Annotated in this window: 31 protein-coding genes; 18 read left to right on the top strand and 13 right to left on the bottom strand. The window is 62.5% G+C overall.

Annotated features, from left to right (window positions below):
• The 4 genes from GJB56_RS21250 to GJB56_RS21235 all read left to right on the top strand — a co-directional run bounded on the left by GJB56_RS21250 (nt 1) and on the right by GJB56_RS21235 (nt 3,583).
• Nucleotides 1–1,500: an amidase gene (locus tag GJB56_RS21250; protein ID WP_326839305.1), complete on the top strand. Its 1,500-nt coding sequence runs from the start codon at nt 1–3 to the stop codon at nt 1,498–1,500.
• Between the two features lie 20 nt (nt 1,501–1,520).
• Nucleotides 1,521–2,039 carry a MarR family winged helix-turn-helix transcriptional regulator gene (locus GJB56_RS21245; protein WP_003943230.1) on the top strand — a complete coding sequence of 173 codons (519 nt, stop codon included), beginning with the start codon at nt 1,521–1,523 and terminating at the stop codon, nt 2,037–2,039.
• A 121-nt stretch (nt 2,040–2,160) separates the two neighbouring features.
• Nucleotides 2,161–2,661 carry a hypothetical protein gene (locus tag GJB56_RS21240; protein WP_046379625.1) on the top strand — a complete coding sequence of 167 codons (501 nt, stop codon included), beginning with the start codon at nt 2,161–2,163 and terminating at the stop codon, nt 2,659–2,661.
• Between the two features lie 10 nt (nt 2,662–2,671).
• Nucleotides 2,672–3,583, top strand: a complete 912-nt coding sequence (locus GJB56_RS21235) for an NmrA family NAD(P)-binding protein (RefSeq protein ID WP_230091038.1) — start codon at nt 2,672–2,674, stop codon at nt 3,581–3,583.
• Between the two features lie 42 nt (nt 3,584–3,625).
• Here GJB56_RS21235 and GJB56_RS21230 read toward each other — a convergent pair whose 3' ends face one another.
• Nucleotides 3,626–3,871, bottom strand: a complete 246-nt coding sequence (locus GJB56_RS21230; RefSeq protein WP_046379624.1) for a DUF3253 domain-containing protein — start codon at nt 3,869–3,871, stop codon at nt 3,626–3,628.
• Nucleotides 3,872–3,979: 108 nt separating this feature from the next.
• Between GJB56_RS21230 and GJB56_RS21225 the strand changes: the two genes are divergently transcribed.
• Both GJB56_RS21225 and GJB56_RS21220 read left to right on the top strand, forming a co-directional pair.
• Complete coding sequence (locus tag GJB56_RS21225; RefSeq protein ID WP_195849553.1) at nt 3,980–4,606, top strand: class I SAM-dependent methyltransferase; 627 nt, start codon at nt 3,980–3,982, stop codon at nt 4,604–4,606.
• Nucleotides 4,607–4,734: 128 nt separating this feature from the next.
• The gene (locus GJB56_RS21220; protein WP_020971317.1) at nt 4,735–5,202 is read left to right on the top strand and encodes a hypothetical protein; all 468 of its coding nucleotides are present in this window, start codon (nt 4,735–4,737) and stop codon (nt 5,200–5,202) included.
• 19 nt (nt 5,203–5,221) lie between these two features.
• Here GJB56_RS21220 and GJB56_RS21215 read toward each other — a convergent pair whose 3' ends face one another.
• The 3 genes from GJB56_RS21215 to GJB56_RS21205 form a co-directional block, all read right to left on the bottom strand.
• Complete coding sequence (locus GJB56_RS21215; protein WP_007735601.1) at nt 5,222–5,659, bottom strand: SRPBCC family protein; 438 nt, start codon at nt 5,657–5,659, stop codon at nt 5,222–5,224.
• A gap of 96 nt (nt 5,660–5,755) precedes the next feature.
• Nucleotides 5,756–6,445, bottom strand: coding sequence for a hypothetical protein (locus GJB56_RS21210; RefSeq protein ID WP_113682805.1), 690 nt, complete (start codon nt 6,443–6,445; stop codon nt 5,756–5,758).
• The gene (locus GJB56_RS21205; protein ID WP_113682804.1) at nt 6,442–7,362 is read right to left on the bottom strand and encodes a LysR family transcriptional regulator; all 921 of its coding nucleotides are present in this window, start codon (nt 7,360–7,362) and stop codon (nt 6,442–6,444) included. The genes GJB56_RS21210 and GJB56_RS21205 overlap by 4 nt, the downstream gene beginning before the upstream one ends.
• Before the next feature lie 95 nt (nt 7,363–7,457).
• Here GJB56_RS21205 and GJB56_RS21200 point away from each other — a divergent pair, with 95 nt between their 5' ends.
• From GJB56_RS21200 to GJB56_RS21190, 3 genes are read left to right on the top strand one after another with little or no spacing between them, the layout of a single operon-like run.
• Nucleotides 7,458–8,660 (top strand): YbfB/YjiJ family MFS transporter, encoded by a 1,203-nt coding sequence (locus GJB56_RS21200; RefSeq protein ID WP_019745989.1) that lies wholly within the window; start codon nt 7,458–7,460, stop codon nt 8,658–8,660.
• A 45-nt stretch (nt 8,661–8,705) separates the two neighbouring features.
• Nucleotides 8,706–9,734 carry an NAD(P)H-dependent flavin oxidoreductase gene (locus tag GJB56_RS21195; RefSeq protein WP_113682803.1) on the top strand — a complete coding sequence of 343 codons (1,029 nt, stop codon included), beginning with the start codon at nt 8,706–8,708 and terminating at the stop codon, nt 9,732–9,734.
• Nucleotides 9,731–10,435, top strand: a complete 705-nt coding sequence (locus GJB56_RS21190) for a hypothetical protein (RefSeq protein WP_019745987.1) — start codon at nt 9,731–9,733, stop codon at nt 10,433–10,435. The genes GJB56_RS21195 and GJB56_RS21190 overlap by 4 nt, the downstream gene beginning before the upstream one ends.
• Before the next feature lie 18 nt (nt 10,436–10,453).
• On the opposite strand, the gene GJB56_RS21185 is transcribed toward GJB56_RS21190, so the two are convergent.
• The 3 genes from GJB56_RS21185 to GJB56_RS21175 all read right to left on the bottom strand — a co-directional run bounded on the left by GJB56_RS21185 (nt 10,454) and on the right by GJB56_RS21175 (nt 14,080).
• Nucleotides 10,454–10,789 carry a hypothetical protein gene (locus GJB56_RS21185; RefSeq protein ID WP_230091037.1) on the bottom strand — a complete coding sequence of 112 codons (336 nt, stop codon included), beginning with the start codon at nt 10,787–10,789 and terminating at the stop codon, nt 10,454–10,456.
• Nucleotides 10,790–10,824: 35 nt separating this feature from the next.
• Nucleotides 10,825–12,660 carry an acyl-CoA dehydrogenase gene (locus tag GJB56_RS21180; protein ID WP_021333262.1) on the bottom strand — a complete coding sequence of 612 codons (1,836 nt, stop codon included), beginning with the start codon at nt 12,658–12,660 and terminating at the stop codon, nt 10,825–10,827.
• A gap of 397 nt (nt 12,661–13,057) precedes the next feature.
• Complete coding sequence (locus GJB56_RS21175) at nt 13,058–14,080, bottom strand: zinc-dependent alcohol dehydrogenase family protein (RefSeq protein ID WP_021333263.1); 1,023 nt, start codon at nt 14,078–14,080, stop codon at nt 13,058–13,060.
• Nucleotides 14,081–14,214: 134 nt separating this feature from the next.
• On the opposite strand from GJB56_RS21175, the gene GJB56_RS21170 reads away from it, so the two are divergent.
• Nucleotides 14,215–15,111 (top strand): helix-turn-helix transcriptional regulator, encoded by an 897-nt coding sequence (locus tag GJB56_RS21170; RefSeq protein ID WP_113682802.1) that lies wholly within the window; start codon nt 14,215–14,217, stop codon nt 15,109–15,111.
• 27 nt (nt 15,112–15,138) lie between these two features.
• Here the strand turns inward: GJB56_RS21170 and GJB56_RS21165 are convergent, their stop codons facing one another.
• Nucleotides 15,139–16,161 carry an MFS transporter gene (locus GJB56_RS21165; protein ID WP_230091036.1) on the bottom strand — a complete coding sequence of 341 codons (1,023 nt, stop codon included), beginning with the start codon at nt 16,159–16,161 and terminating at the stop codon, nt 15,139–15,141.
• Nucleotides 16,158–16,343, bottom strand: coding sequence for a hypothetical protein (locus GJB56_RS31690; RefSeq protein ID WP_230091035.1), 186 nt, complete (start codon nt 16,341–16,343; stop codon nt 16,158–16,160). Before GJB56_RS31690 ends, GJB56_RS21165 begins: the two co-directional genes overlap by 4 nt.
• Nucleotides 16,344–16,521: 178 nt before the next feature.
• On the opposite strand from GJB56_RS31690, the gene GJB56_RS21160 reads away from it, so the two are divergent.
• Both GJB56_RS21160 and GJB56_RS21155 read left to right on the top strand, forming a co-directional pair.
• Nucleotides 16,522–17,607 (top strand): PQQ-dependent sugar dehydrogenase, encoded by a 1,086-nt coding sequence (locus GJB56_RS21160; RefSeq protein ID WP_020909664.1) that lies wholly within the window; start codon nt 16,522–16,524, stop codon nt 17,605–17,607.
• Between the two features lie 109 nt (nt 17,608–17,716).
• Complete coding sequence (locus GJB56_RS21155) at nt 17,717–18,121, top strand: DUF4259 domain-containing protein (protein ID WP_019745980.1); 405 nt, start codon at nt 17,717–17,719, stop codon at nt 18,119–18,121.
• A gap of 25 nt (nt 18,122–18,146) precedes the next feature.
• Here the strand turns inward: GJB56_RS21155 and GJB56_RS21150 are convergent, their stop codons facing one another.
• A complete protein-coding gene (locus tag GJB56_RS21150) occupies nt 18,147–18,830 on the bottom strand; it encodes an SDR family oxidoreductase (RefSeq protein WP_019745979.1) in 684 nt (227 codons plus the stop codon).
• A gap of 77 nt (nt 18,831–18,907) precedes the next feature.
• Here GJB56_RS21150 and GJB56_RS21145 point away from each other — a divergent pair, with 77 nt between their 5' ends.
• From GJB56_RS21145 to GJB56_RS21135, 3 genes are all read left to right on the top strand, one after another.
• Nucleotides 18,908–19,489 (top strand): TetR/AcrR family transcriptional regulator, encoded by a 582-nt coding sequence (locus tag GJB56_RS21145; RefSeq protein WP_230091034.1) that lies wholly within the window; start codon nt 18,908–18,910, stop codon nt 19,487–19,489.
• 128 nt (nt 19,490–19,617) lie between these two features.
• Nucleotides 19,618–20,499 (top strand): MBL fold metallo-hydrolase, encoded by an 882-nt coding sequence (locus GJB56_RS21140; RefSeq protein ID WP_020909662.1) that lies wholly within the window; start codon nt 19,618–19,620, stop codon nt 20,497–20,499.
• 52 nt (nt 20,500–20,551) lie between these two features.
• On the top strand, nt 20,552–21,256 hold the full coding sequence (locus GJB56_RS21135) for an SDR family NAD(P)-dependent oxidoreductase (RefSeq protein WP_041815421.1): 705 nt from the start codon (nt 20,552–20,554) through the stop codon (nt 21,254–21,256).
• A gap of 49 nt (nt 21,257–21,305) precedes the next feature.
• Here the strand turns inward: GJB56_RS21135 and GJB56_RS21130 are convergent, their stop codons facing one another.
• Both GJB56_RS21130 and GJB56_RS21125 read right to left on the bottom strand, forming a co-directional pair.
• On the bottom strand, nt 21,306–21,683 hold the full coding sequence (locus GJB56_RS21130; protein ID WP_020971303.1) for a hypothetical protein: 378 nt from the start codon (nt 21,681–21,683) through the stop codon (nt 21,306–21,308).
• A gap of 25 nt (nt 21,684–21,708) precedes the next feature.
• Nucleotides 21,709–23,079 carry an APC family permease gene (locus tag GJB56_RS21125; RefSeq protein ID WP_397509826.1) on the bottom strand — a complete coding sequence of 457 codons (1,371 nt, stop codon included), beginning with the start codon at nt 23,077–23,079 and terminating at the stop codon, nt 21,709–21,711.
• 155 nt (nt 23,080–23,234) lie between these two features.
• Here GJB56_RS21125 and GJB56_RS21120 point away from each other — a divergent pair, with 155 nt between their 5' ends.
• Nucleotides 23,235–23,906, top strand: coding sequence for a DNA alkylation repair protein (locus GJB56_RS21120; RefSeq protein WP_021333270.1), 672 nt, complete (start codon nt 23,235–23,237; stop codon nt 23,904–23,906).
• 5 nt (nt 23,907–23,911) lie between these two features.
• Here GJB56_RS21120 and GJB56_RS32105 read toward each other — a convergent pair whose 3' ends face one another.
• Nucleotides 23,912–24,214: a hypothetical protein gene (locus GJB56_RS32105; protein WP_372588525.1), complete on the bottom strand. Its 303-nt coding sequence runs from the start codon at nt 24,212–24,214 to the stop codon at nt 23,912–23,914.
• Between GJB56_RS32105 and GJB56_RS21105 the strand changes: the two genes are divergently transcribed.
• Complete coding sequence (locus GJB56_RS21105) at nt 24,213–24,683, top strand: DUF2269 family protein (protein WP_020971298.1); 471 nt, start codon at nt 24,213–24,215, stop codon at nt 24,681–24,683. The two genes, GJB56_RS32105 and GJB56_RS21105, sit on opposite strands and share 2 nt — an antisense overlap.
• Nucleotides 24,684–24,765: 82 nt before the next feature.
• On the top strand, nt 24,766–25,431 hold the full coding sequence (locus GJB56_RS21100) for a HEAT repeat domain-containing protein (RefSeq protein ID WP_031333885.1): 666 nt from the start codon (nt 24,766–24,768) through the stop codon (nt 25,429–25,431).
• The last annotated feature ends 5 nt before the right edge of the window (nt 25,432–25,436 follow it).

Here is a 25,436-nt window from a genome sequence, read left to right as displayed (position 1 = left end):
TTGAAGTCTTCACAGCCCACTTTGCCCGTTGGAAACGAGATCGTTCGACTCGACGCATCCGATTTGTCGGCGGCAATTCATGATCGGCAAGTGTCATGCGAGGAGGTGATGAATGCCTATCTCGACCGGATCGAGTCCGTGAACCCTTCGGTCAACGCGATTGTCAGTCTTCGCCCACGACAGGAATTGGTGCAGGAGGCACAAGAGCACGACAAGCTCCTGGCCGATGGCCAGGATATGGGATGGATGCACGGGTTCCCTCATGCGGTCAAGGACACTGCCGATGTGGCGGGATTCAAGACGACTCGCGGGTTCTTTCGGGGTGAGTTCGACATTCCTGCAGCGCAAAGTGATTCGATTCACGTTGCTCGAATACGGGACGCGGGAGCGATCTTCGTCGGCAAGACCAATGTTCCGGAATTCGGTCTGGGCTCACACACCTACAACGAGATCTTCGGTGCAACCGGCAACGCCTACGACCCGAGCCGATCGGCGGGCGGAAGTAGCGGTGGTGCTGCCGTCGCAGTGGCTCTCCACATGGTTCCGGTAGCGGACGGCAGTGATTTCATGGGATCACTTCGAAATCCAGCCGCTTGGAACAACATTCTCGGACTTCGTCCATCCTTCGGCCGCGTACCCGCGAAGGGGCCGGATGTGTTCGTGCAACAGGCGGGGGTTCCCGGACCGATGGCGCGCACCGCTACAGATCTCTCGATGTTGTTGCAAACGATGTCGGGATACGATCCGCGCACTCCGTTGTCCATCGACTCGGACGGAGGCCTGGCGTCGACGTTGGAGCGAGATTTCTCCGGCGCACGGGCAGTGTGGATGGGTGACCTCGGTGGGTATCTCCCGATGGAGTCGGGAGTGCTCGATCTCTGTGAATCATCACTACCGATCTTCGAAGCGCTTGGAATCGAGATGGATTCACAACATGGTCTGCCGAAAGCGGGCGGGTTCAACGGAAATGAGGATCTCTGGCCGCTGTGGCTGACGTTCCGGCACTGGCTCGCCGGCTCTCAGCTGTACCCTCTCTACTACAACGCGGTCACGCGGGCGGCGCTCAAGCCCGAAGCTCGATATGAGGTGGAGGGCCTGGTCGATGGAACGGATGGGCGTCCGCCCATCGGGGCGCTGGACGTTTACGAGGCTTCGGTGAAGCGCACCGCGATGTACAACGCGTTCCTGACTCTCTTCGATACGTACGACTTCATCGTGCTACCGAGTGTCCAGGTGTTTCCGTTCGACATCGAAATGGACTGGCCCACATCGATCGACGGCAGGGCCATGTCGTCGTACCACCGGTGGATGGAGGTTGCAACAATCGCAACGCTTCTCGGCGTGCCGGCCATCAGCCTGCCTGCAGGCTTCAATTCTGAGGGGCTGCCAATGGGCATACAGGTTCTGGCTCGCAGTCACGCCGATCTGGACCTGTTGCAACTCGCGCACGGCTTAGGCAGCGTTGACACTCGCTCTGGTGAAGGGTTGACCAGAATGTAGTTAGGTGCCATATTAGTTGCATGGCAGTGGACGGAACCGATCACGACTCACCCACGTTGGATCAGGCGCGGCGGCAGTTGGAGCATTACGGCCTCGGGTCCGATCCGCAGGCGGTGCTGGTTGCGGTGCGGCTGATCTCGGCGGGCGCGCGGCTCGGTCGAGCAACCGAGGTTCACTTCGCGAGGTATGGACTGTCGACCGGCCGTTACCGATTGCTTGCGGATCTGGAAGACCACGACGGGGAGAAATCTCCCTCGCGACTGGCCGCTGATCTCGGCGTCTCGCGAGCCACGGTGACCGGGCTGGTCGACGGCCTCGAGCAGGAGGGTTTGGTCGCTCGGCGTCCGTCCGCGGAGGACGGGCGTGGTGCGGTGGTCGTCCTGACTGCTCGCGGCGCTCAGCGTTTACGTGACATGGCGCCCGAACACTTTGCTCGTCTCGAGGAAATGGTCGACGAGCTCACTGTCGACGAGCGTGCGGTTTTTCTGGATCTGCTCTCGCGGGTCGTTCGCGGTATCGGTGCGCTGACTGCGGAGTAGTCGGCCGGGATTCCAGGCATTCGTGTAGCGATTCGAATCGTCGCCAATTCTCGACAAAGGCTTCTCTCTCCATGCCCAAATAGTTAGCCACCTAATTAAAATCGGAAAGTTGGTCTCCTTCATGTCCGGACTCACCCCGCCGATCCGTCGCGAAAACAAAAGGGAGATAACCGATTCCAATCGACGCGTCCCGGTTACCGATCGTCGCGCCGCACGACCTTTCACCCTGTGGAGAGAGGTGCTGGTCGCCTACCTTGCCCCTGCGCTGATGGCGGGTGCGGGCGGAGTCGCATCCGGCCAACCGGGCCTCACGATGGCGGCATTTACGTCCATTGCGGGCACGTCGGCAGTGGTGGCGTTGCTGATCGGCTCCTGGCTGCAGCGTCGCGGGAGGTCACGGCCGTGGACCACGGCCCTGCCTCGCATCATGGTGGCGGCAATTCTTGCCGTCGGAGCCGCTGCAATTGCTGGCCTCGTCGGGTGGTTCGCCTCCCGTTGGCTACCAGCTCACACGAGTGTGGTCGACACCGCTCGGCTTGCTCGCCTGCAACTCGATCTACCGATATCTGCCGCTGTGGCTGCCGTCATCGTCAGCTGGCGATGGCGCCGTCAGAATCCATGACAGACAACACATGTCAAAGATCCCCGGCTTCGCGGGGAAGACCGAAAGGAACAAGATGATCGTCATCATGGGAGCGTCCGGAACCACAGGCGGCGCGTTGCTACGCAGTCTCGCATCCTCGGGTGTGCCGAGCAGAGCGCTGTCCCGCGACCCGGACAGGCTGCGCGCCCACCTCGGCGATTTGGCCGACGGTTTGGTCGAAGTAGTGTCGGCCGATGCCGCAGACTCAACTTCGCTACGCACGGCTTTCGAAGGGGCTGAACAACTTTTCCTCGCCATGGCCAACGGACTCGAACAGGTCGAGCTTGAAACGCGTGTGATCGACATAGCCGCCGAGAGCGGCGTCGAACACATCGTCAAGATCTCCGATCCCGCCGCCGCGGCCGACTCCCCTATCGCTCTCTCCCGCGGCCACCATGCCGTCGGCGAACACCTGCGCGCATCCGGGATCCGCCACACTCTGCTCCGCCCCTATGCGTTCATGCAGAATCTGTTGCTCCTGGCTCCGGCGGTGGCTGCGCAAGGGGTGATTCTGGGCGCGATGCGGGACGCGCCGTGCAACTGGATCGACTGCCGAGATATCGGTGACGTCGCCGCGGCCGTGCTCACACGCGCCGACCTCGCCGGCGGTACCTACGTCCTGACGGGTAGCGAGGCAGTCGGCTACGGCGGCATCGCCGATTCTCTGACCCGCATGCTCGATCGCCCCGTCCAATATATCGACCTGGCACCGCACGAACTGCGGCAAAACCTCGTCGATCATGCCCACATGCCTCCGTGGCTGGCCGAGCACATTCTGGAGATCCAGCAACTTGCCGTCTCGCGCCCGGAGTCACCCACCGACACGGTGGCACGTGTCCTGGGGCGTGAGCCACGAAGCCTGGATGCGTTCCTGCGTGAGCATCTGGACCGTTTCCGCTGATTCACGCTGCGAGAGCAGTGCCGCCAGAAGTCACGCGGTTGATCAACGAGCCCACCGAATCCTGATCGGACCTCGTACGGATTCCGGGTCGACGACTTCGCCGCCCTGGGTGATCTGTACTTCGCCGTCGGCCACCATGTGGCGGGCAGCCTCTCGGACGGGGTCCATCAGCGGACGCCAATTGTCGGGTGCCGCTGCGCGGGCCACGTCGGAGGGGCAGATGCTCGACTCGGCCGATCGGGCACTGAGTAGTTCGCGGATCTTCGCCGCCAGTTCTTTCTCTTCCACCGTGTGACCTCAGTTTCCGGTCGTGACCGTAGGCCTTCAACAGAGTATGAACCTTCGGTTCGGCGAGTTGTGGCGAAGGAATCGTGCACATCGATAATTATTGACGGCGTGGAGAATTCGAGTGCAACGCGCCGCGACGTAGTCCGAAAGTCGTATTCGGCCAGATCCCAGGAGTACGCGGACCTCTTCGGCTCGATGGATTCGACGCACGTATCTGATCGGGACCTGGTGACCAGCTGGGCCGCCACTTTGACCGGCCCCGTACTCGACGCCGGGTGCGGGCCGGGGCAGTGGACAGACTTCCTGGCCCAGAGCGGGCTGGCTGTGAGCGGGATCGATCTCGTGCCTGAGTTCGTCGAACGAGCACGCAACCAATACCCGGATCTTTCCTTCGAGGTCGGGGGCTTCGAGGCATTGGGCGCGAGAACGAATTCACTGGGCGGCGTGCTGTCCTGGTACTCGCTCATTCACCATCACCCGCAAGATATCGAGGCACCGCTCGCTGAATTCGCGCGCGTGATCCGCCCAGGCGGTGGATTGTTAGTCGGCTTCTTCGAAGGCGCAACGGTAGAGCCTTTCGATCACGCCGCGACGACTGGTTATCGATGGCCGGTGACCGAACTCGCCGAGGTGCTGGTCACAGCGGGTTTCGACGTGATCGAGACCCATACCCGGACGGGGAGCGGTTACAGGCCGCACGGCGCAATCACTGCCAGCCGGCGCGGCGTCGAATAGCGGATCGAGACAGCGGATCGAGACGGGGCGAGCAATTCTCTTTCATTCATTTCGTGTGAGTGGTGTGCTGGATGAGTCACTCCCCGGCTTTTTCAGCACCGGATCATCCACAGTTGAAAGAAGGCGCCATGACCACGATCCATCTTCACAAGACGACCACTGCGACGCCCGAACAGGTCCTTGCAGGCCTGACCGACTTCGGCCCGGGCCGTGAGGAAATCTTCGGCCGCAGTGCGGACAGCTACCTGAAAGTGCACCAACAAGGACCCCACGATGCTGATGTCACCGAGGGCTCCAGTGGTATCTGGGAGCGTCTGCACTACGACTGGACCGACCCGCACCGCGTCGTGATGACAACCACCGACTCCAACCTGTGGGGCGGGGCGTCGAGCCATACCTACACGCTGACCCGGCAGCCGACGGGCCTGACCGATGTCGATGCCGTCGTGGTCCGGGACGGCAAGAACCTCAAGGGAAAACTCCTGGCGTCGGTACTCGGACTCGTCGGCACCCAAGTGCTGGGAAAGTCGTTCACGAAGTCCATCGATGCCATCGAAGCTCGCAACGGTGGCGCGAGCGGCGGCAACACACAGTGACAAGAACCTGACGGACTTGTCAGAGAGCTTCGAGGGCTTCCGTCATCTTCTTCACCGTCTCTGGTGCCACTTTGGCTTCGAATCCCGCCTTCAGGAGAGGCGACGCAATCTTGGCGGCACCGTTGAACTCGACGTTCGCGTGATATTCGATCTCGGTCGAGTTCGGACCCACCGAAGTCAAGGTGATGTCGTCGGTACTGGTGGCAGTCTTGTTCTTTCCTTCGAGAACAACGTGATTCAGCTCGTCGGTCACCAGCGTGTACGTCAGTTCCGTGGTGACGCCGAACAGCTTGGACACGTTGTGCCACTGGGTTCCGACGCCGACAGGACCGTCGGAGATCTGCGTGCAGCTCTCGGTGCCCGGATCCCACGTCGGCGCATTGGCGAAGTCGCGGAGAAACGCCGCAGCCTTTTCGATCGGTACCTCGGCGGTGAATTTGCGGGTGACGTCAACCATGCGGTGGGCCTTTCGGTTCATTTTTCGGCGGTAGTGCCGCGGTGAGAGTTCGTTCCGACGCCCGGGCTACCCAAACTCGACGAACGGTAACCGTCTTCAGAGGACTGCGCGGTCCAGTGGACGCGGAAGCGGATCGAGTGCGCCGGTCTCGCGCAGGCGCTCGTACGCCCGAACGACCCCATAGACGGCCCCGATCTGTAGCAACACGCCGCCGCCCGGTAACGCGGCAACGCCTGCTGCCAGGTCATCCGGGATCGCGTCAGCGCGAGCGGACGAGAGGTAGCCGACTCGGCCGATCACGGGATCACCGACGCGATAGTCGGACTCGTCTTCGAGAGCGTCGAGGATGTTGTCGTCGGTGACGTCTCCGAAGTCCGGTTCCCACTCCGCGGCGAGCATCCGAAGTAGGTCTGTCTCAGGAACTTCGGCGGTGTCCGGCGCGCTGACGGCAAGAATCATCGACTGAAGGACGATTTCAGGTTCGCCGCCCGCCAACCCGGAGAGTTCGAGCCCCCATTCGGACCCTCCACTGGATGCGAGCCTCAATCCGATTCCCAGACGATCCGACCAGTCTTCGGCGGCCTGCGCGTTCTCGAGGACCTGCGCCAACTGGTCGACGGTCACGGCAGTAGCAGGTCCAGTGGAATGGATCTGTTGCCACGACCCGCCGACCACCTCGGGCAACAGGAATTCGACTTGCTCCAACGTCCGACGCCACCGGGAGGCCACGGCCTGCACCGATTCCGGCCGTCGTCCCCAGAAAACTCGAATAGCGCGTCGTGTCATCGAGTCCTCCGGTAAGGATCGTCCATGGGTAGCCATATCCCGTCTTCGTGGATTTCGAGATCAGTGACGCCGCGGGTGAGAGCGTCGACGGCCGCGAGAACTGCAGGGCGCGTTTCGTTCTCGCGGCACAGGAGTGACCACGTCCAGATCGCCGCGGGGTCGATCACCGGACGTGCAGTGAGATCGCTTGGCAACGTGATGGTCTGCCCTTTGGGCGAGTTGACGACCGGACGGCCGACGGCACGGACGTGATCGAAGAATGCCGGACCGGTGATACCACCGTCGTTGATGCGCAGGATCTGTGCGCCGGTATCGCGAGCGAATTCTTCGGCGTAGACGTTCCACGAATACCAGGAGGTGGTGTCGTCGTCGACGAGTACGACGACGTCGCGTGCCCGCACCGGTGTGGTGTCCTCTCCGGTGGAGACCGCGTAGAGCCGATCCGCACCGAGCAGTTTCGCGCTCAGAGCATGTTGGGCGACATCGGTTTTCCGCACCCAGGCGATCGCCAGGTCGAGGCTGCCGTCCGCTACCCGCGCGGCCTGCGCGTGGGAAGGCACCACCCAGGCGTCGACGTGCAGTTGCGCGACCCCCGAGGTACGCGCGATCAGATCGGCGGGAATCCAATTGACGTAGCCGATCCGGACGGGCTCCGCTCCGGACAGACGCTCCGCGCGGCGTCGCAGATTCTCGGCACTCTCGAGTAGCGCACGGACATCCGGGAGCAGGGCCGCGCCGGCTGGCGTCAGAGCGACGGAACGACGGTCGCGGACGAACAGCTTGACGCCGAGGTCGCGTTCGAGTGCCATGATCTGCTGCGACAATGACGGCCCGGCTATCAGTAGTCGTGCCGCGGCTCGGCCGAAGTGCAGTTCCTCGGCGACGACCTCGAAATATCTCAGCTGACGCAGCTCCACGATCCTTCATGCTACGTGCGGTGGGAGGTTGTGCCTATCAGTCAGGAGTAAAGCGGTCGTGGCGGTCCGGCGCGGCCGGGGCACACGATAAGACCATGACCACAGTCCACAACGGCGTCTCCCCGCGAGCGCACGCTGTCCAAGCTGCCGCTGCGCTGGCGGCGAGCATGGGAATCGGTCGATTCGTCTACACACCGATCCTGCCGTTGATGCACACGCAGGCCGGTCTGTCCGCCTCGCTCGGCGCCACCCTGGCGACGGCCAACTACATCGGGTACCTGATCGGCGCGCTCGCGGGAATCCTCATTCCCGGCGTGGTGCGCTCGGCAGCGGTGATGCGTACGTCGTTGGTGGTCCTCATCGCGACTTTGGCGCTCATGCCCACTACCCACGACGGATCCATCTGGATCGCCCTGCGGCTCGTCGCAGGCATTGCCAGTGCCCTCGTCTTCATGATCGCCGTCAGCGCTTTGCACGCGCACCTTCGGGGGCAGTCCCAATTCCTGGCCGGATGGGGATTCGGCGGAGTTGGGTTGGGTATCGCCCTGTCCGGGGTCCTCGTGTTCGTCGTCCGCTTCATCGGTACCTGGAGTACAGCCTGGCTGGCATCTGCGGCCCTTGCAGTGGTGTGTGTGGTCGCAGCCTGGGGATTGACGCCGGAACCGCGTCCGGCCATCACACCGGACGCGCCGGGAACCCCCAGTTCCCAACGCGGGTTCACTGCCTTGTTCATCAGTTATTTCCTGGAAGGCATCGGCTACATCATCGCGGGCACGTTCCTTGTTGCCGCAATCGATCTCGCCGCTCCAGAATGGGTCGGCAGCGGCGCTTGGATAGTGGTCGGTCTGGCCGCATTTCCCTCGTGCGCCCTGTGGGCTTGGCTCAGCCTGCGTTGGTCGAGGCCGACTCTGCTTCTCGTTGCCCTGTTGATTCAGGCGGTGGGCATAGCGCTTCCTGCTGTGATCGGAGGCGTCGGCCCCGCACTGATTTCAGCTTTCCTGTTCGGTGTCACCTTCCTTGGTATCGGGTCAATTGTGTTGGCAATCGGCGCGCACCTGCAGTTCCCACGCGCCGTGGCGTTGCTGACCGCTGGATACAGCGTCGGTCAGATTCTCGGCCCACTCGTTGTCACTCCGTTGCTGCGAGACGGGTATCGCGACGCTCTGCTGTTGGGTGCGGCCGTCGTTCTGTGCGCAGCAGTGGCCGCCGCGGCCTTGCGGTTCCGATTCCCTTCCGATCTCGATGCGGACCCTCGGACGGCCACCTCGACTGAGGAGGTAGTTTTTGATGTCAGATGACGAAACCGCCGGAGCACTACCCGACGTAGGACTGGAGATGTTCGAATGAGCGCACTCACAACCGATCTCGACCTGAAGGTCCCTGTCATCGCAGCGCCCATGGCCGGCGGCGCTTCCACACCGGCACTTGTTGCTGCTGCCTCTCGCGCAGGCGGTCTCGGATTCCTCGCCGCCGGGTACAAGACGCCTCAGGCTCTGTCCGACCAGATCGACACCGTGCGCGCCGAGGGAGTGTCGTTCGGTGTCAACGTCTTTGCGCCCAACCCGGTGCCTGTCGACGTCGATGCCTACCGTGCCTATACCAGGGCGATCCAGGTCGAGGCGGATCGCTACGGCATCACACTGGCTGACGGTGAGCCGGTCGAAGACGACGACTACTTCGAGGACAAGATCGATCTGCTCCTGGCCAGCCCGGTTCCGGTGGTCAGCTTCACTTTCGGCTTTCCCGCACCCGGCGTCATCAAGGCGCTGCGCGCTGCCGGTTCACTTGTCGTCCTCACTGTGACTTCGGAGGCAGAGGCGCTCCTTGCCGTCGACGCCGGTGCCGATCTGCTTGTCGTGCAATCGTCGGCTGCCGGCGGCCACTCCGGAACGCTCACTCCCCTGCAGGTTCCGGCAGAAACACCGATCACCGAACTGATCGCTCAGATCCGGCACCGCACGTCGGTTCCGCTATTGGCGGCCGGTGGACTGGCGACCTCCGCCGACGTCGCTGCAGCCTTACGTGCCGGAGCGGACGCGGCAGTGGTCGGTACCGTACTGCTGCGCACCGAGGAGAGTGGTGCCTCGGCTCCGCACAAGGCCGCTCTGGCCGACACGTCACGCGGGAACACGGTCGTCACAAGAGCTTTCACGGGACGTCCTGCACGGGCACTTCGGAACGAGTTCATCGATCGCTACGACGCACAAGCGCCCATCGGGTATCCGGCCATCCATCACCTGACCAACCCGATGCGCAAAGCCGCTGTTGCGCAGGCAGATCCCGAGCGAATGCACCTGTGGGCCGGCACCGGCTATCGCCACGCGACGGAGGAACCAGCCGGGGTAGTGATTTCGCGATTGGCTAACCTGTGACGGCGCGGACACCGGAAGCCGGATTGCCGGAAGTAGTGACATACGACGGGTTGCCCGGGTCCGCCGGTGGTGCACACTCGCTTCGAGTCAAGCGTCCCGATGTTGCATTTCAGCGGCTGCAGACGTTCCTGGAATCCTGCACCGAACCAGTGTCGTTGCCGTCGTGGACGTTCGAGATCTACCAGAGTGGGCCATCCGAGCCGACCGCGCAGTTGTCATCGTTCGCTACCGAGCTCTTCGGTGGGCCCCGCTACAAAGCGCAAACCCATACCGAATGGAACGTCCCACCTGGTTCTGTCAACGAAGCGCTCGATGCCCTCGTTGGTTGCGATGCGGTTACAACCCACGGACGTTCTGTGGCGGCACTGACCTGCAGCGCGCCCGTACGCCTGATCGACCCCAACACGCGCGCGCCGTACCCCGACATCACCCCCGACGCGTTCGGCCGTTTTGCCGTAGATGGATACGGCCGGATTCTCGGCGAGTCAGGCATACGCGCAACCCTCGGCAACGCGACATCCTCACTGTCCCTGTGGCTCAACCTGCCTGCAGACGAACGGTTGTCGTCCGGTGCTCGTCACCTACAAGACCATCTCCCGTTCCGGTTGTCCGCGAAACACTGGCGTCTCTGGCGGCCGAACCGGAGCGGAGACTCGTATCGTTCCAACAAGATTCCGTCACCGGTTCACGACCACGTTTGAATCACGCAGCAAGCATTCTCATCTCGGGCAGAGTTCGCCGATCTCGGAGACAATGCGATCAGCGCTGCGAACCACCCATACCGCGCGTCCGCCACGCAATGTCGGCATCAAGAGTCGGTCCTTCTCGATGGGCCAGTGCACAAAGGGAAATCCGCCGGCCAGCTCGTCCTGGACTTCGCCGGCGATCAGGGCCGTCAACTCCTGTACAGGCTGTTCGATGTGCGGCCCGACGACCCTGACGCCGATCAGGGGACTGGTTCCTGCACTCTTGCCCTTTGGCTGTGGTCCAGCGTCGAGCGCGAGGTGGCACTGACCGTCATCGAGCATCGACACCGTCCACACGCAGTTCTGCATGTACGTATCAGGGCTGCTTTCACTATGGCACGTTGTCAGAATGCGTCTTCCTCGAGTTCCATGATCTCGTTGTCCAGGGAACCCAGGATTTCTTTGGTCGACGCCAGGATGGGCAGGATGTTCTTGGCGAAGTACGACGCGATCACCACCTTGCCCCGGTAGAACGATCGGTCCTTTGCCGACGCGTCACGGTCCAAGGCTGCCAACGCGACTTCCGCTTGCACCAACAGGCGCCATCCGATGAGCAGGTCGCCTACCGCGTACAGAAAGCGCACCGAGCCGAGGCCTATCTTGTACAACTCGGAGGGTTGGTCCTGGGAAGCCATCAGATACCCGGTGAGCGTCCCGGCCATCTCCTGCACGTCGGTCAAGGCGGTCTCGAGTAGGACTCGCTCGGCCTTGAGACGACCGTTCCCGGCCTCACTGTCGATGAACTCTCGTATGCGACCGGCTACGTGAGCGAGTGCAACGCCGCGGTCGCGTGCGATCTTTCGAAAGAAGAAGTCCTGCGCCTGGATCGCCGTGGTGCCCTCGTACAGGGTGTCGATCTTGGCATCGCGGATGTACTGCTCGATGGGGTAGTCCTGAAGATAACCGGAGCCGCCCAGGGTCTGCAGGCTCTCGGTGAGCAGTTCGTAGGCCTTCTCGGAGCCGACGCCCTTGACGATCGGCAGCAGCAGATCGTTGACCCGCGCCGCCAATTCGGCATCCGCACCCGAAACCAACTCGGCGACATCGGCATTCTGGTGTGCAGCGGTGTAGAGGTAGACCGCTCGGAGGCCTTCGGCGTAGGCCTTCTGCATCGCCAGGCTGCGTCGGACGTCGGGGTGGTGCGTAATGGCCACGCGGGGCGCGGTCTTGTTTGTCAGCTCGGTGAGGTCTGCGCCTTGAATTCGTTCTTTTGCGTACTCGAGGGCGTTGAGATAGCCGGTGGACAGTGTTCCGGTCGCCTTGGTGCCCACCATCATTCGAGCATTCTCGATGACCTGGAACATCTGGGCGATACCGTTGTGGACATCACCCACGAGCCAGCCGACGGCAGGAACGTCCGTCGCTCCGAAGGTGAGCTCGCAAGTTGGGGAAGACTTGAGGCCCATCTTGTGCTCGACGCCGGTGACGTACACACCGTTGCGCTCTCCCAGTTCAAGTGTGTCCGAGTTGAAATGGGACTTCGGAACGTAGAACAGGCTCAAACCTTTGGTTCCTGGACCGGCTCCCTCGGGCCGGGCAAGCACCAAGTGGAAGAGGTTCTCGGCCGTGTCTCCGACGTCACCGCCGGAGATGAATCGCTTGACGCCCTCGATGTGCCACGTGCCGTCGTCCTGCGCGATCGCCTTTGTTCGGCCTGCGCCTACATCGGATCCGGCGTCTGGTTCGGTGAGCACCATCGTTCCGGCCCATCCGCGTTCGAATCCTTCTTTGGCCCAGTGTTTTTGCTGTTCGTTTCCGATGGTGTAGAGCACGCTCGCCATCAGTGGACCCATGTTGAAAAAGCTTGCGGATCCGTTTGCCGCGACCAACATTTCGCCGATCGCCCAGACCAACGGTGCCGGAGCAGGAACACCACCCATGCCTTCTGGTAGGCCGAGTCGCGACCAACCGGCCTCGTTCACCGCCTCGACCGTCTTGCGTAGAGGTTCCGGGACCACAACTGCGTGATTGGGTGCGTCGAATTCGACAGGGTTCCGATCCGCGTCGGCGAAGGACGCGGCGACCGGGCCTTCTGCCAGTCTCGCTACTTCCGCAAGAATGTTGCGCACAGTGTCGGTGTCGAGGTCCCCGTATGCGCCGGCATCCAACAGTTCGCCGATCCCGAGCACCTCGAACAGATTGAACTCGATATCACGCACGTTGCTTTTGTAGTGACCCATTGTTCTCCGACCTTGGTTCGTCAGCAATACGATTCGTCAGCAGATACGGCTCGTCAGCAGTACACAAGAAAGCCTGCCCCACAAGGAATTCAGTACGCAACCGTAGGTAGAGACGAGTTTCGTTGCTACAAAGTAGCGCCGAGCCGCTCTCGTTGAAACATTCACTCGTACAATCGGTTTCCGCTGGTGGGGGTGCATACCAGTCGCGTGGCATCCTCTTGGATCAAAGCGGCTGCGCACCAATCGAAGTACCCATCCTCACCTTCGGCGTCATATGCATTCGCTGTGATCAGTGAACATGCTGCTCGGTAAACCAAGAGCGCCTCTCGTTGGTAGCCGAGACGTTCCTCGATCGGCGTGGAGAGCCCAGTTCTGTCTCGTGAGCCTTTGGTATCGGTCAGAGGGTGAGTAGCACTTTGGTGGCGCGCCGCTCGTCCATCGCCTGGTAGCCGGCGGCGGCGTCCTCCAACGGGAGAGTGAGGTCGAAGACGATGCCTGGGTCGATCTGGTCGGTCATGATGAGCTCGATCAGTTCGGGTAGGAATCGCCTGACCGGCGCGGGACCGCCGAGCAGGCTCACCGTCGCGAAGAACAGGTTCATGCCGTCGAGTTCGACGCCGTGGGATACCCCGACGTAGCCGACATGTCCGCCGGGGCGGGTAGCTCCGATAGCCTGCATCATCGATTCTTGGGTGCCTACGGCTTCGACGGTCGAGTGGGCGCCGTAGCCGCCGGTGAGTTCCTTGATCTTCGCGATGCCCGCGTCGCCCCGCTCTTCGACGATGTCGGTGGCGCCGAATTGCGTGGCGAGTGCCTGCCGGTCGGCGTGACGTGACATGGCGATGATCCGCTCGGCGCCGAGTTGTCTGGCAGCGAGGATCGCCAGGAGTCCGACTGCGCCGTCGCCGACGACGGCGACTGTTTTGCCAGGTCCGGCTTCCGCAGCTACGGCGGCGAACCAACCGGTGCCGAGTACGTCGGAGGCTGCAAGGAGGCTGCGAGCCTGCCGCTCGGTCGGCTCTCCGCGGACAGGGACGAGGGTGCCGTCCGCGAGCGGGATGCGAGCGTATTCGGATTGGGTGCCGACCGAGCCCATCATGACCTGGTGGATACAGCGAGACTGAAAGCCCGCCTCGCAGATTTCGCAGGTGTTGTCCGACGCGACGAACGAGCCCACGACGAAGTCCCCAACTTCGATGTCGTTGACCTCAGGGCCGACCTGTTCGACGACGCCCACGTATTCGTGTCCCATCGGCGTCGGGCCATTCAGCTCTTCGATGCCGCGATACGGCCAGAGGTCGGAACCGCAGACGCAGGTGGCTGTAACGCGAATGATCGCGTCGGTCGGTTCGACGATCACCGGCGCATCGATCTCTTCGACCCGGACATCGCCGGGGGCATGCATGACGACAGCGCGCATGACGTGGCTCCTCACCATCGGTTTCTTCGTGTCACTTCAACCTGATCACGATTTGGCGGCGTGCGGGAGTCCCGCGCGATAGTGGTACTGCGAGGGACTCCCTCGCTACCGGTCACTGACTTACGCTCGATGGCATGGACGATCGAGCGCAAGTACGCGAATTCCTGACCTCGCGGCGCGCCCGAGTCACGCCCGAACAAGTTGGACTGCCGGCCGGATCGAACCGCCGCGTGGAAGGTCTGCGTCGAAGTGAAGTGGCAACCCTCGCTGGCGTGAGCGTCGAGTACTACACGAGGCTCGAGCGCGGAGCGATCAGCGGCGCATCGCCGGGAGTACTCGACAGTATCGCGAAGGCACTACGACTCGACGACGCCGAGCGCGCCCACCTATTTGATCTCGCGCACGCGGCAAGCCCGGTAGCCAGGCCCCCGCGTCGGCGAAATGCGAAGGGCTGGAAGCCCCATCAGAGCCTCCAGTGGACGCTCGACGCAGTCACCGCAGGACCCGCTTTCGTGCGGAACGGTCGCATGGATCTTCTTGCTGTCAACCCACTCGCGCGTGCGTTCTACAAGGACCTCTACGACATGCCGGGGCAGCCCCCGAACATCGCGCGCTTCACGTTCCTCGACGAAAGGGCTTTCGAGTTTTATCCGGACTGGAACGCGTTTGCCGAGGTGACCGTCTCGATTCTGCGAACCGAGGCTGGGCGAGATCCTCACAACAAGGAATTGCACGATCTGATCGGTGAACTCAGCACTCGGAGTGAGGAATTCCGGCGTCGGTGGGGCGCGCACGACGTCCGCTATCACGGCACCGGATTCAAGACTTTTCACCACTCCGCCGTGGGGGAGCTGACGCTTGCCTTCGAAGGTTTGGAGATGGCCGCCGAGCCGGGGTTGACGCTCACGATCTACACCGCAGAGCCCGGATCGCCCTCCGCGGAACGGATGCAGCTACTCGCCTCGTTGGCAGCCAGTGAGAATGCGGACTCTGCGCCTCACGTGTCGGAGCGGTCGCTGACGGACGGCTGACGAACTGCGCGACGGTTGATCGGGTCGTCAGTTGACCACTTCGACGGCGGTGCGCTTCGTGCGTTCCTTGCGCAACAGGATCATCAGCGGCAGAAAGTAGAGAGCGGCAACGCCGGTGCCTACCAACACCGGCCCAGTGGCACCGAGACTCGAGGCCAACGCGAACCCGGCGATCCAGGAGCCGACCGCCGTGCCCAGATTGAACGACGAGGTGCTGAGAGCAGAAGCCATCGTCGGCGCCTGATCGGCATAACGCACAGCCATCCCGATCAGGATGGGATTGGTCGACATGCCGAATAGTCCCAGCATGACTACGAGAATCACCGTCACGATCACGTTGTGCGAGAAGAGGCAGAGCGCCCCGAGTACGAGAAACGTCATCGCTGCCGAGACGAACAAGACCCCGTACTGATGCTTCGCACCGAGTCGACCGCCGAGATTGGAGCCGACGAACGCACCGAGTCCGTAGCCGACAAGCACTAGCGGCACTGCCGACGCAGCAAGTCCGGTGTTCTCGGTCAACAGCGGAGAGATGAAGCTGTACGCCGCCAGCGACGACCCGCACACGACGGCGCAACCGGACAGAACGAGCCAGATGCGTCCGTCCCGTAGGCTCGCGATCTCCGCTCGCCAGGACGGCACCGCACCGGAGTCGGTGTCGGCGGGTACCAATCGGTGGACGACGGCCGCGGCGACGAGTGCGAGGGCGGCGAGGGCCCAGAAAGGACCACGCCACCCGATGGTCTGACCGGCCAGAGCGCCGAGCGGAACACCGATGACGTTCGCGAGCATGCCTCCGCCCAAGACGATGCCGAGCGCGCGCGAGGAAGACGCCGGGCCGGCCGCTTTTGCTCCGACCACTGCGGCGACTGCCCAGAATGCGCCCGTCGCCACGGCTGTGAGGAAGCGGGCGCCGAGAATGAGTCCGAAGTTGGACGAGAGCGCGACGATGACGTGTCCGATCGCGAAAACAACCAGCGCCGAGCTCAAGGTCACGCGTCGGGGAACCCTGAGTGTCAAGATCGCCATCGCCGGCGTGCCGACGATCATTCCGCGAAGACGGTGATCATCAGGCCGACGTTCGCGATCGACGTACCGAGGTCACCCGCGATTTCGGGAAGAATGCCGGCGACGACGAATTCGGTTGTGCCCATCAAGAAAACTCCGACGGCCAGCACGTAGATCACGAGCGGCAGGCGGCCGGTTTCTTCGACGGTCGGGGCGGAAATCATGAGGTGGTCAGTTCTCTTTCTGTTGACGACGCGCATGTCGTGGCGCACCCGTCCAGGGCATCACGCCCGTCGCCTGCGAGGGAGTCCCGGTCGTTGGGGGTACTCGAAGGGACTCCCGGTGTGGCCGATTGCGCGCTACCGTCGGCGCAAAGACTGCCTGAACCCGGGAGACGCGCCCATGACACGACGACAGATCCGAGGACTGGGCGCCGCCGTGCTCGTCTCGGCCTTCCTGACGGCTTGCGGTAGCGAGGATCCTGAAGGGCCCCGTCCGCAGGCAAGCACGACAACACGATCGGCGCCCGCCGCGGCCTTCGGTGAACCCGAGACCGTCGCCGACGGCTTGGACGCGCCCTGGTCGATCGCATTCCACGGCGACACACCACTTGTCAGTGAGCGCGACAGCGCGCGAATCCTCGAACTCGACGCCGGCGGAAACAGCCGCGAGGTGGGAGTCGTCGACGGCGTCAGCCCCAGAGGTGAGGGCGGTTTACTAGGGATCGCAGTACGTGAAAACCGCCTGTACGCGTACTTCACCGCGAACGGGGAGAACCGGATCGAACGCTTCGACATCATCGGTGCTCCGGGGGAATTCGCGCTCGGGCCGGCCGAGACGATTCTCGACGGGCTCGCTTCGGCCAACTACCACAACGGTGGTCGCATCGCGTTCGGCCCGGACGGGATGCTGTACGTGACCGTCGGTGATGCCGGTAGTCGAGACAGGGCTCAGGACCTCGACTCGATGTCCGGGAAAATCCTTCGAATGACTCCGGATGGCGATGTACCGCTGGATAATCCATTTCCGAACTCGTTTGTCTACAGCTACGGCCACCGCAACTCCCAGGGCATTGCCTGGACCGAGGACGGCACGATGTACGCCAGCGAGTTCGGGCAGGACACCTGGGACGAGCTCAACAAGATCGAAGCAGGCGGAAACTACGGGTGGCCCGAGGTCGAAGGGATTGCGGGTGAAGACGGATTCATCGACCCGCTCCAACAATGGTCACCTGACGATGCCAGCCCCAGCGGAATCGCCATCCACGACGGCACGATCTACATCGCCAATCTTCGTGGTGAGCGACTCCGCACGGTGCCCTTGACCGATCCCGCGACCGCCGACGAGCAATTCGTCGACGAATACGGGCGCCTCCGTGATGTTGTAGTCGCACCGGACGGGTCGCTGTGGATACTGACGAACAACACCGACGGACGCGGCGACCCCAAACCCGGTGATGACCGCATCATTCGCGTGCCGTTGCGCTGATGTCGATTTCCGGCGAACGCAGTACTTCCAGCCCGAGGATCCTCGCCGAAGCCGGTGATTCACTAATATCGTTACGACAGATGACGCGGGTACGGATCGGAGAGACAGCATGGGGACTTGGGGTTCAGGACCTTTCGACAACGACGTAGCGGGCGACCTGCTCAGCGCGGTACAGGCGGGTGACTACGATATCGACGATTACGCACGCCACCCCGACGACGGCTACCTCGATGCCGATGATGCTCAAACAGCTATTGCCGTCGCCGAGATCCTTGCGGTTGCGCACGGGGTTGCTCCGGCGCCTGTGCAGCTGGCCGAGATTGATGCCGCCGGGTACGCCGGAACCTTGAGTCCGGAGCAGAAGGCATGGGTCCTCACCGCACTCGAGCGTGCCGTCGCAGACAGCGACACGTCGGAGTTGTACGAGTTGTGGGAAGAAAACGGTCCGGAAGACCTCGCGGCTTGGCGGGCACCGATCCTGGGCAGATTGGCGAGTCTCAAAACGGTGGGATGAGTGTCACTCGTCAACAGTCCCTTGGTTACTCGGAGTTCGAAGACGACAGACTCCCCTTGACATACCGGGTGGTGTCGTCGGCGAGGATCTCAGCCAGCCCACGTTCGATGCCGTCCAGGGCCTGCGCGGCGACATCGGCCGGAGCGATCTTCTGTTCGGCCGGTACGCCCGCAGCCATGTCGGTATCCATGTATGCAACGTGCAGTGCCGAGACGGCGATTCCCCGCGGCGCCAGTTCTTCTCGAACGGCGTCGGTCATCGCCCACGCCGCTGCCTTCGATGACGCGTAAGACCCGAGCGCAGCCGGATGGAACCAGGACAGCACCGAAAGAACGTTGAGTACTGTTCCGCCTCCGTTGTTTTCGACGACCGGAGCAAACGCCCGGGTCACGGCAAGCGGGCCGTAGAAATTGACGTCCATCTCGCGGCGAACGTCATCGATGTCGCCCCCGATCAAGGGTGCCGAGGTAGAGATTCCGGCGTTGTTGACCACCAAGGTCACATCCGATGCGATTTGCGCTGCGGCGGTGATCGATTCGGCGTCCGTCACGTCCAACCTCAGGGGGATGACGCCGGGCAGATCGACAGTTTCCGGATTGCGGGCAGCCGCGTACACCTTCGCGCCGCGCTCGACGAGCCCTGCCGCCAGATGGCGGCCGAGTCCGCGATTGGCTCCGGTGACGACCGCAACTGTCTTGTTCAGGTCCATGATTCTCCCAGGGTTGTGACTGTCGGTGACATTTAGATTATGAATCAAATCTAAGTGTGGGCTAGGATAGATGTCAAGTGAAATCCAAACTGGAAGGCGTTGTGATGGGCCGCGTATCGCAGCAACAAGCGGAAGAGAACCGTCGGCGCGTCGTGGAAACCGCAGCTCGTCTGTTCCGAGAGAAGGGCACTCACCTCAGCGTCGCTGACTTGATGAAGGCGTCGGGGCTGACCCACGGTGGTTTCTACAAGCAGTTCGCGTCCAAGGACGCGCTCATCGACGAAGCGACCACCCATGCCTTCGCTGAACTGGCGCAGCTGCACGCAGCAGGTCTCGAAAGGCACGCTGGCCAGCGTGACGAGGCTCGACAAGCCCTGATCGGCAACTACCTCTCCGTGGAGCATCGCGACAATCCGGCAGACGGATGTCCCGCTGCTGCACTCGCCGCCGACATGGCACGCGAGCCGGCAGACAGTGAGGCCCGTCGGGTGTATGTCGAGGGGGTCGGTGATTTTGCCAAGGCGCTCGCGGATGAGGAGCATGACGGGCTGGTGCGTCTCTCGACCATGATCGGCGCTCTGGTCCTCTCGCGAGCCACCAAGGGATCGTCCCTCTCCGAGGAAGTCCTTGTCGCTGCTCGTGAAGAGCTCACCGGGTAGTCCAGGATGATCCGCGTACGGCCCGCTGACCCGGCCATGCATACTGACTGAGGTCTCTGTCAGCGATACCTTCGATTGCTTCGAGATCTGCAACGTCACTACCCGATGGCCGCAGGGAGAAGCGAGAGATGTTCACACCCACAGAATTTGGCAAAGTCTCGGTGCTGGTACCAGAGAACGGTGGGACCGTCCCCTTCGGAAACACCGTGGTCGTGCACGGATCCGAACGCACGCTGGTGATCGACCCGTCCCTCTCCCTCGACCGAGATCCCGTGGGCGCAGACCTCGTCTTCATCAGTCACGGCCACGAGGACCACGTTGCCGGTCTCCGGCATTTTCAAGCACCGACGTACGCGCACAACCTCGACGCACCGTCGGTCGCCTCCCTTGACACGATGCTCACAAATTACGGCCTCCGCCCCGAGGAGCGAGCTGAGGTCGAACATTCAATAGCAGCGCAGTACGGCATTCCCCCGACGCACGATGACGTTTCCGGGATCGCCGACGGCCACGTCTTCGACCTCGGAGACCGCACGGCGACGGTCATTCACCTACCTGGTCACACTCCCGGACATTGTGGCCTCCTCATCGAGCCCGACGGCTTCTTCTATGTCGCCGACATCGATCTCACCTCCTTCGGCCCGATGTACGGCGACCTGGGCAGTAGCGTCGACGACTTCCTCGCCTCCATCGACCGCGCCGCGGGCATCGACGCTCGGTGGTACGGCACCTTCCATCAAAAGGGCGTCGTCGAAGGCAGCGACGAGTTCCGTCGCCGGCTGACCGCCTACCGCGACAAACTGCTCAGCCGCGAAGAAAGACTCGTCCAATTTCTCGGTGAACCAAGGCAGTTGGAAGACATCGTCGCGCATCGCCTCGTCTACCGTCCGCACGTCAACGCGCCGTACGTCGATGCAGTCGAACGACGAACTGCGCAGCTGCACCTTCAGCGGCTCGTTGCGGCCGGTGCCGTTGTCACGCTCGAGGGCAACGTATTTCGGCGTGCATGAATGTGTCGTGTCATCCATTGGATGTGAACAGAGCGGGCAGAAGGGTGCAATTGTGGCGAGGGTAGTTGTTGTCGGCGCGAGCCGGGGACTTGGTCGTGCATTGATCGAGGGCTTGAGGAGCGATGGTCACGACGTTGTCGGTATTTCTCGTCGGCGCCCTGACGGGTTCGACGTCTCCGAGTGGATCGAAGCAGATCTGACCGACCCTGTTGCGGCAGCGAACTCGATCGACCAGGAGCTTGTCGGAGGTGTAGACACCCTGATTTGCAACGTCGGAATCTGGGAAGGGGACGCCTTCACTTCCGATTATGCGTTCACAGATCAATCCGACGTCGAAATGCTGGAAATGATCAACGCCAACATCACCGGCACGATCCTTTTGTCGAAGCGCCTGATCCCACGGATGATCGGGCGTCCTCGGCCTCGGATTTTCTTGACTGGTTCTACCTCGGGGCTCCCGCGAAGCGGTAGGCCGGAAGTTGCGTTCGGCGCATCGAAGTCCGCGATCAACGGCATTGCCGACGCGTTGAGAGAGGGCTACCGGAAGGACCGACTCGCAGTGACGGTCCTTCACCTCGGATATCTCAACACGGAAGATGGACTCGATGTGCCCCGAGACATCGCTGCTGCCCGCGGAGATGGGTCTCTGGTTCCCGTGCACGACGTCGTGGATACCGTGCGCTCCATCTCGAATCTGTCGTCTTCGTCATCGGTTCGAGAAGTGGTCCTTACTGCCATCGACGACACACGATTCTGAACGACAGCTACCGCTTCGGTCTGTGAATCCGATTGCCGAACAGATGTATTCAGAGAATATTGCCCTCGATAAAGATGAAGGCTCCCGCCAGGTACACCAGGGTGAGCCCCGTCAGGAGCCACGCCATGTACGGCCGGATGTAGAGGCGCCGCAGACGGTGCAATCGCAGGGAGGCTCGCAAGAACGCGCCCACGGAGCCGAGTAGCAGCATGAGGCTCGGGACGAAGACGGCCAGTCGGCGATCTTTCTGTGAGCACAGCAAGGTGTCGGTACCGAAGCATTCGCCCCGCCGGGAGCCCAACCACACGATCGCGACAACCAGTGCCGCGGTAGCCAGAACGACGGACAGGCCGTACGTCAGGGTTCGCCTGTTGATCTTTCGCTCTCGACGCTGAATTACATCTGGTGTGTCAGAACTGTCGGTCATCACACCCCCTTTCGAACATCGCACCTTACTTCGTGGATCGACGGCGGGAGAGGGCGTACAGCACTACTCCGACCGTCAAGAGTAATGATGCGCGCAACCACGTTGCGGCGCTCTGCTGGGTGAGCAACGCAACGCACGTACCGAGGGCGAGGATCGGAAAGATGATCGGTGTCCGGAAATGACTGTGTTGCACTGCGTCACGACGCAGAACCAGGACCGCGATATTGGTGCTGATGAATACGAAAAGCAGCAGGAGTACCACCGTCTCTGCCAGGGCTGACAACGATCCGGTGACGCAGAGAGCCATGGCAACGGCTGTGGTTGCGATGATCGCCACCCAAGGGGTCCGGCGCCGCGGCAGCACGCGCGCGAATGCGCTGGGGAGCAACCCTTCCGACGCCATTCCGTACGTCAGCCTGCTTGCCATGATCATTGTCAGCAGTGCGCCGTTGGCGACGGCTACCAGAGCGATCAGGCTGAACAGGCGAGGCGGAACACCGACGTCGGCGGCTGACACCACTGCCAGTAAGGGGCCTGAGGACGCGGCGAGCTCGTCGGCGGGCAGCACCACCGAGACAGCCAGGCCGACAAGGACATAGGCGGCGCCCGCCGTCAACAGGGCTCCGAACAGTGCGCGTGGGTAGACCTTGCTCACGTTCTTCACTTCTTCGGCGACGTTCGCCGAGGTTTCGAAGCCGACGAACGAGTAGTACGCGAGGAGCGCCGCTGCCAACACGGCGAGTGCAGGCGATCGACTGTCGTCGAACTCCACGACACGGCTCAAGGTTCCGTCGCCGTGCCCGAGAACTACGCAGGCGAGGACGACAACCATGACGAGGCCGGTGACCTCCACGACTGTCATGACGACATTTGCGCGCATCGACTCCTTGATGCCTCTGGCATTGAGAAGCCCCACCAGGAGGAGGAAGACGAGCGCGGCTGGAACGGTCGGGACGTCGATGAAGGCTTTGAGATAGTCACCCGAGAATGCGAGGGCGAGTCCTGCTGCACTCGTGACACCGGCCGCCAGCATCGAGAAGCCGACGAGGAATGAGATCAGAGGTTTCCGATACGCCCGTTGGGCGAATACTGCTGCACCGCCCGCCCGCGGATATTTGGTGACCAGTTCGGCATACGACGTTGCTGTCAGCAATGCCATGACGAGCGCTACGAGCAGTGGTACCCAGACGGCTCCACCAACTTCACCGGCGATGACGCCCACCAATGCGTAGATACCGGCGCCCAGGACGTCTCCGAGGATGAACACGAAAAGGAGTGGGCCGGTTATAGCCCGAGTGAGAACGTTCTTACTGCCGCCTTCATCTCCGCCTGCGGTTTCGTCCACGTTCTCGGCACCCGCGGCGCGTCGCATATGCAAGGTTCGTCCTGTCTTCATGGTGACGTGCCGCCACCTCAGGAGCAGACATGTACCCATTGGTCGAAGTTTCAAACACGGGTCGAACGTGGATGCGTCGCCGCGTGCCGTCCCGTGCTTTCCTTGTAGGTGACTTGCCAGTAGGTGAATCGCAGAAGTAGTGACTGGAGGACGGCGTGGCTGAATCGACGGTTGCCGCGGTGATGGACGAGTTGGCTGCGCTCGAGGATCCGAAGGTGCGCGCAGTGAACGAGAAGCACGGTGACGATCACGGTGTGAACCTGACAAAACTGCGGGCAGTCGCGAAGCGACTGAAAACTCAGCAGGAACTTGCACAACAACTTTGGGCGACGGGCGATACCGCAGCGAGGCTGCTTGCCCTCTTGATCTGTCGTCCGAAGGCGTTCGAGCGTGACGAGTTGGACGTCATGTTGCGTGAGGCTCGTACTCCCAAGGTGCATGACTGGCTCGTCAACTACGTGGTGAAGAAGAACCCGCACGCGGAGGATTTGCGGGTGGCCTGGACCGCCGACTCCGATCCCGTGGTTGCGAGCGCCGGTTGGGCTCTGACTACCGAGCGCGTAGCGAAGAAGCCGGAGGGCCTTGATCTTTCAGGATTGCTCGACGTCATCGAGGCGGAGATGAAGGATGCCCCTGATCGCCTGCAATGGGCGATGAACCACTGCTTGGCCCAGATCGGGATCGAACATGCCGAGTACCGGGCCCGTGCAATCGACATCGGTGAACGTCTGCGGGTGCTCGAGGACTACCCGACTCCCCCGAACTGCACCTCGCCGTTTGCGCCGATCTGGATCTCGGAGATGGTGCGTCGACAGAGCGAGAAGTAGGTCAGCTAGCGCGACGTTCGAAACTGCGTCCGGTATCGCTGTGGACTGGTGCCGACCAGGTCTCGGAAGCGTTCGCGGAACGTGGTGACGGCATTGAATCCGACTTGTCCCGCAACACGTTCGATGGAGTGGGCCTGTATCTGCTGGAACGATGCCTCGGGCCTCGGATAAGTCTCGAGGTCGAAGCGCTCTTCGACTACGAGCGTCGAGGAACGGTGTGGTCGGCGAAGGGCGCCGAGCCTGTAGTCACCTTCGCCCCGGACGCCGCGTGAATACGCTTGTGCGTACCGAAACGCGAGAAATCTCATGACCGGAATCCTGCTGTCCCTCCATGTGATTGCGGCCATTCTTGCCATCGGCCCTGTCGCTGTGGCAGCGAGTATGTTCCCGGTGGCGAGCCGCGCCGCGCTCGCCGATCCGGACAGCGCCAGTGTTGCGACGACGGGCATGCTGCATCGCATCGTTCGGGTGTATGCCACGATCGGCATTGTCGTTCCGATGCTCGGTGTCGCCACCGCCGTCAATCTCGGAGTGCTCGGTGACGTGTGGATCCTCACCTCGATCGCACTCACCGTCGTTGCCGCCGTGATACTCACCGCGGTCGTGCTTCCCGCCCAACGGCTGACAATGGCGGCGATCGAAGGAACCGGGTCCGTTGTGGATGTCGCAACGCGGCTCACCCGTCGGCTGGGCACCGCGACGGGAATCTTCAATCTGCTCTGGGTCGTTGTCGTCGTGCTGATGATCTTTCGGCCAGGATCGACAACCGGCGTGTGATCCGAGGCGACATTTCACGTGTCGGAGGCAGTGACGCTTGACCTTGACACAGTGACAAGGGTTCCACTGGTCGGTGAAGGAGGTGGTTGTCGTGAACACAACCAACCACGGTGGGCAGCATGCTCACCTCGTCGACGCCTTGGCCGCAGCAGATCCCTCGGTTCGACTGCGCGCCGCGCTTGCTGTCGGCACACGCCCGGATCCTCAGTTGACGGATGCCCTGATCGATCGGTGCGCCGTCGAGCCGGACTTCTTCGTCCGCGACATGCTGACCTGGGCGTTGTGCCGCTTGCCGGCCGAAATCACGGTGCCGAGGCTGATCCGTGAGCTCGGGTCCGATGGCTCGCAAGCCCGCAGTCAGGCGCTCCACACTTTGTCCAAGATCGGCGATCCGATCGCGTGGCCCGAGGTCTCTGCGCTGGTCCACGACCAGGACGACGAGGTTGCGCGCAGTGCGTGGCGCGCGGCTGTGGCTCTCGTGCCGGCGGGAGACGAGGGCGCACTCGCGGCCGATCTGGCCACAGAACTCGGTCGGGGTGAACTGCAGATGCAGCTCAGTCTGAGCCGCGCCCTGACCGGGCTCGGCGAGGCTGTGCTCCCGGTGCTCGACGCGGCCGGTACGAGCCCGAATCCGCGTGTCCGAGCGCATGCTGATGCTACAAAGCAACTCTGGCACGACCCCGACGGTGGATTCGCTCTCTCACACGAATTGGCGAAGCGCGTCGCGGCAATCGGACCGGACGCGTAGGAAGG

Origin of the sequence: Rhodococcus sp. AQ5-07 (assembly GCF_009707305.1) — a bacterium.
GTDB classification, from domain to species: Bacteria; Actinomycetota; Actinomycetes; order Mycobacteriales; family Mycobacteriaceae; genus Rhodococcus_F; species Rhodococcus_F erythropolis.
This window is presented reverse-complemented; position numbering and strand designations above follow the sequence as displayed.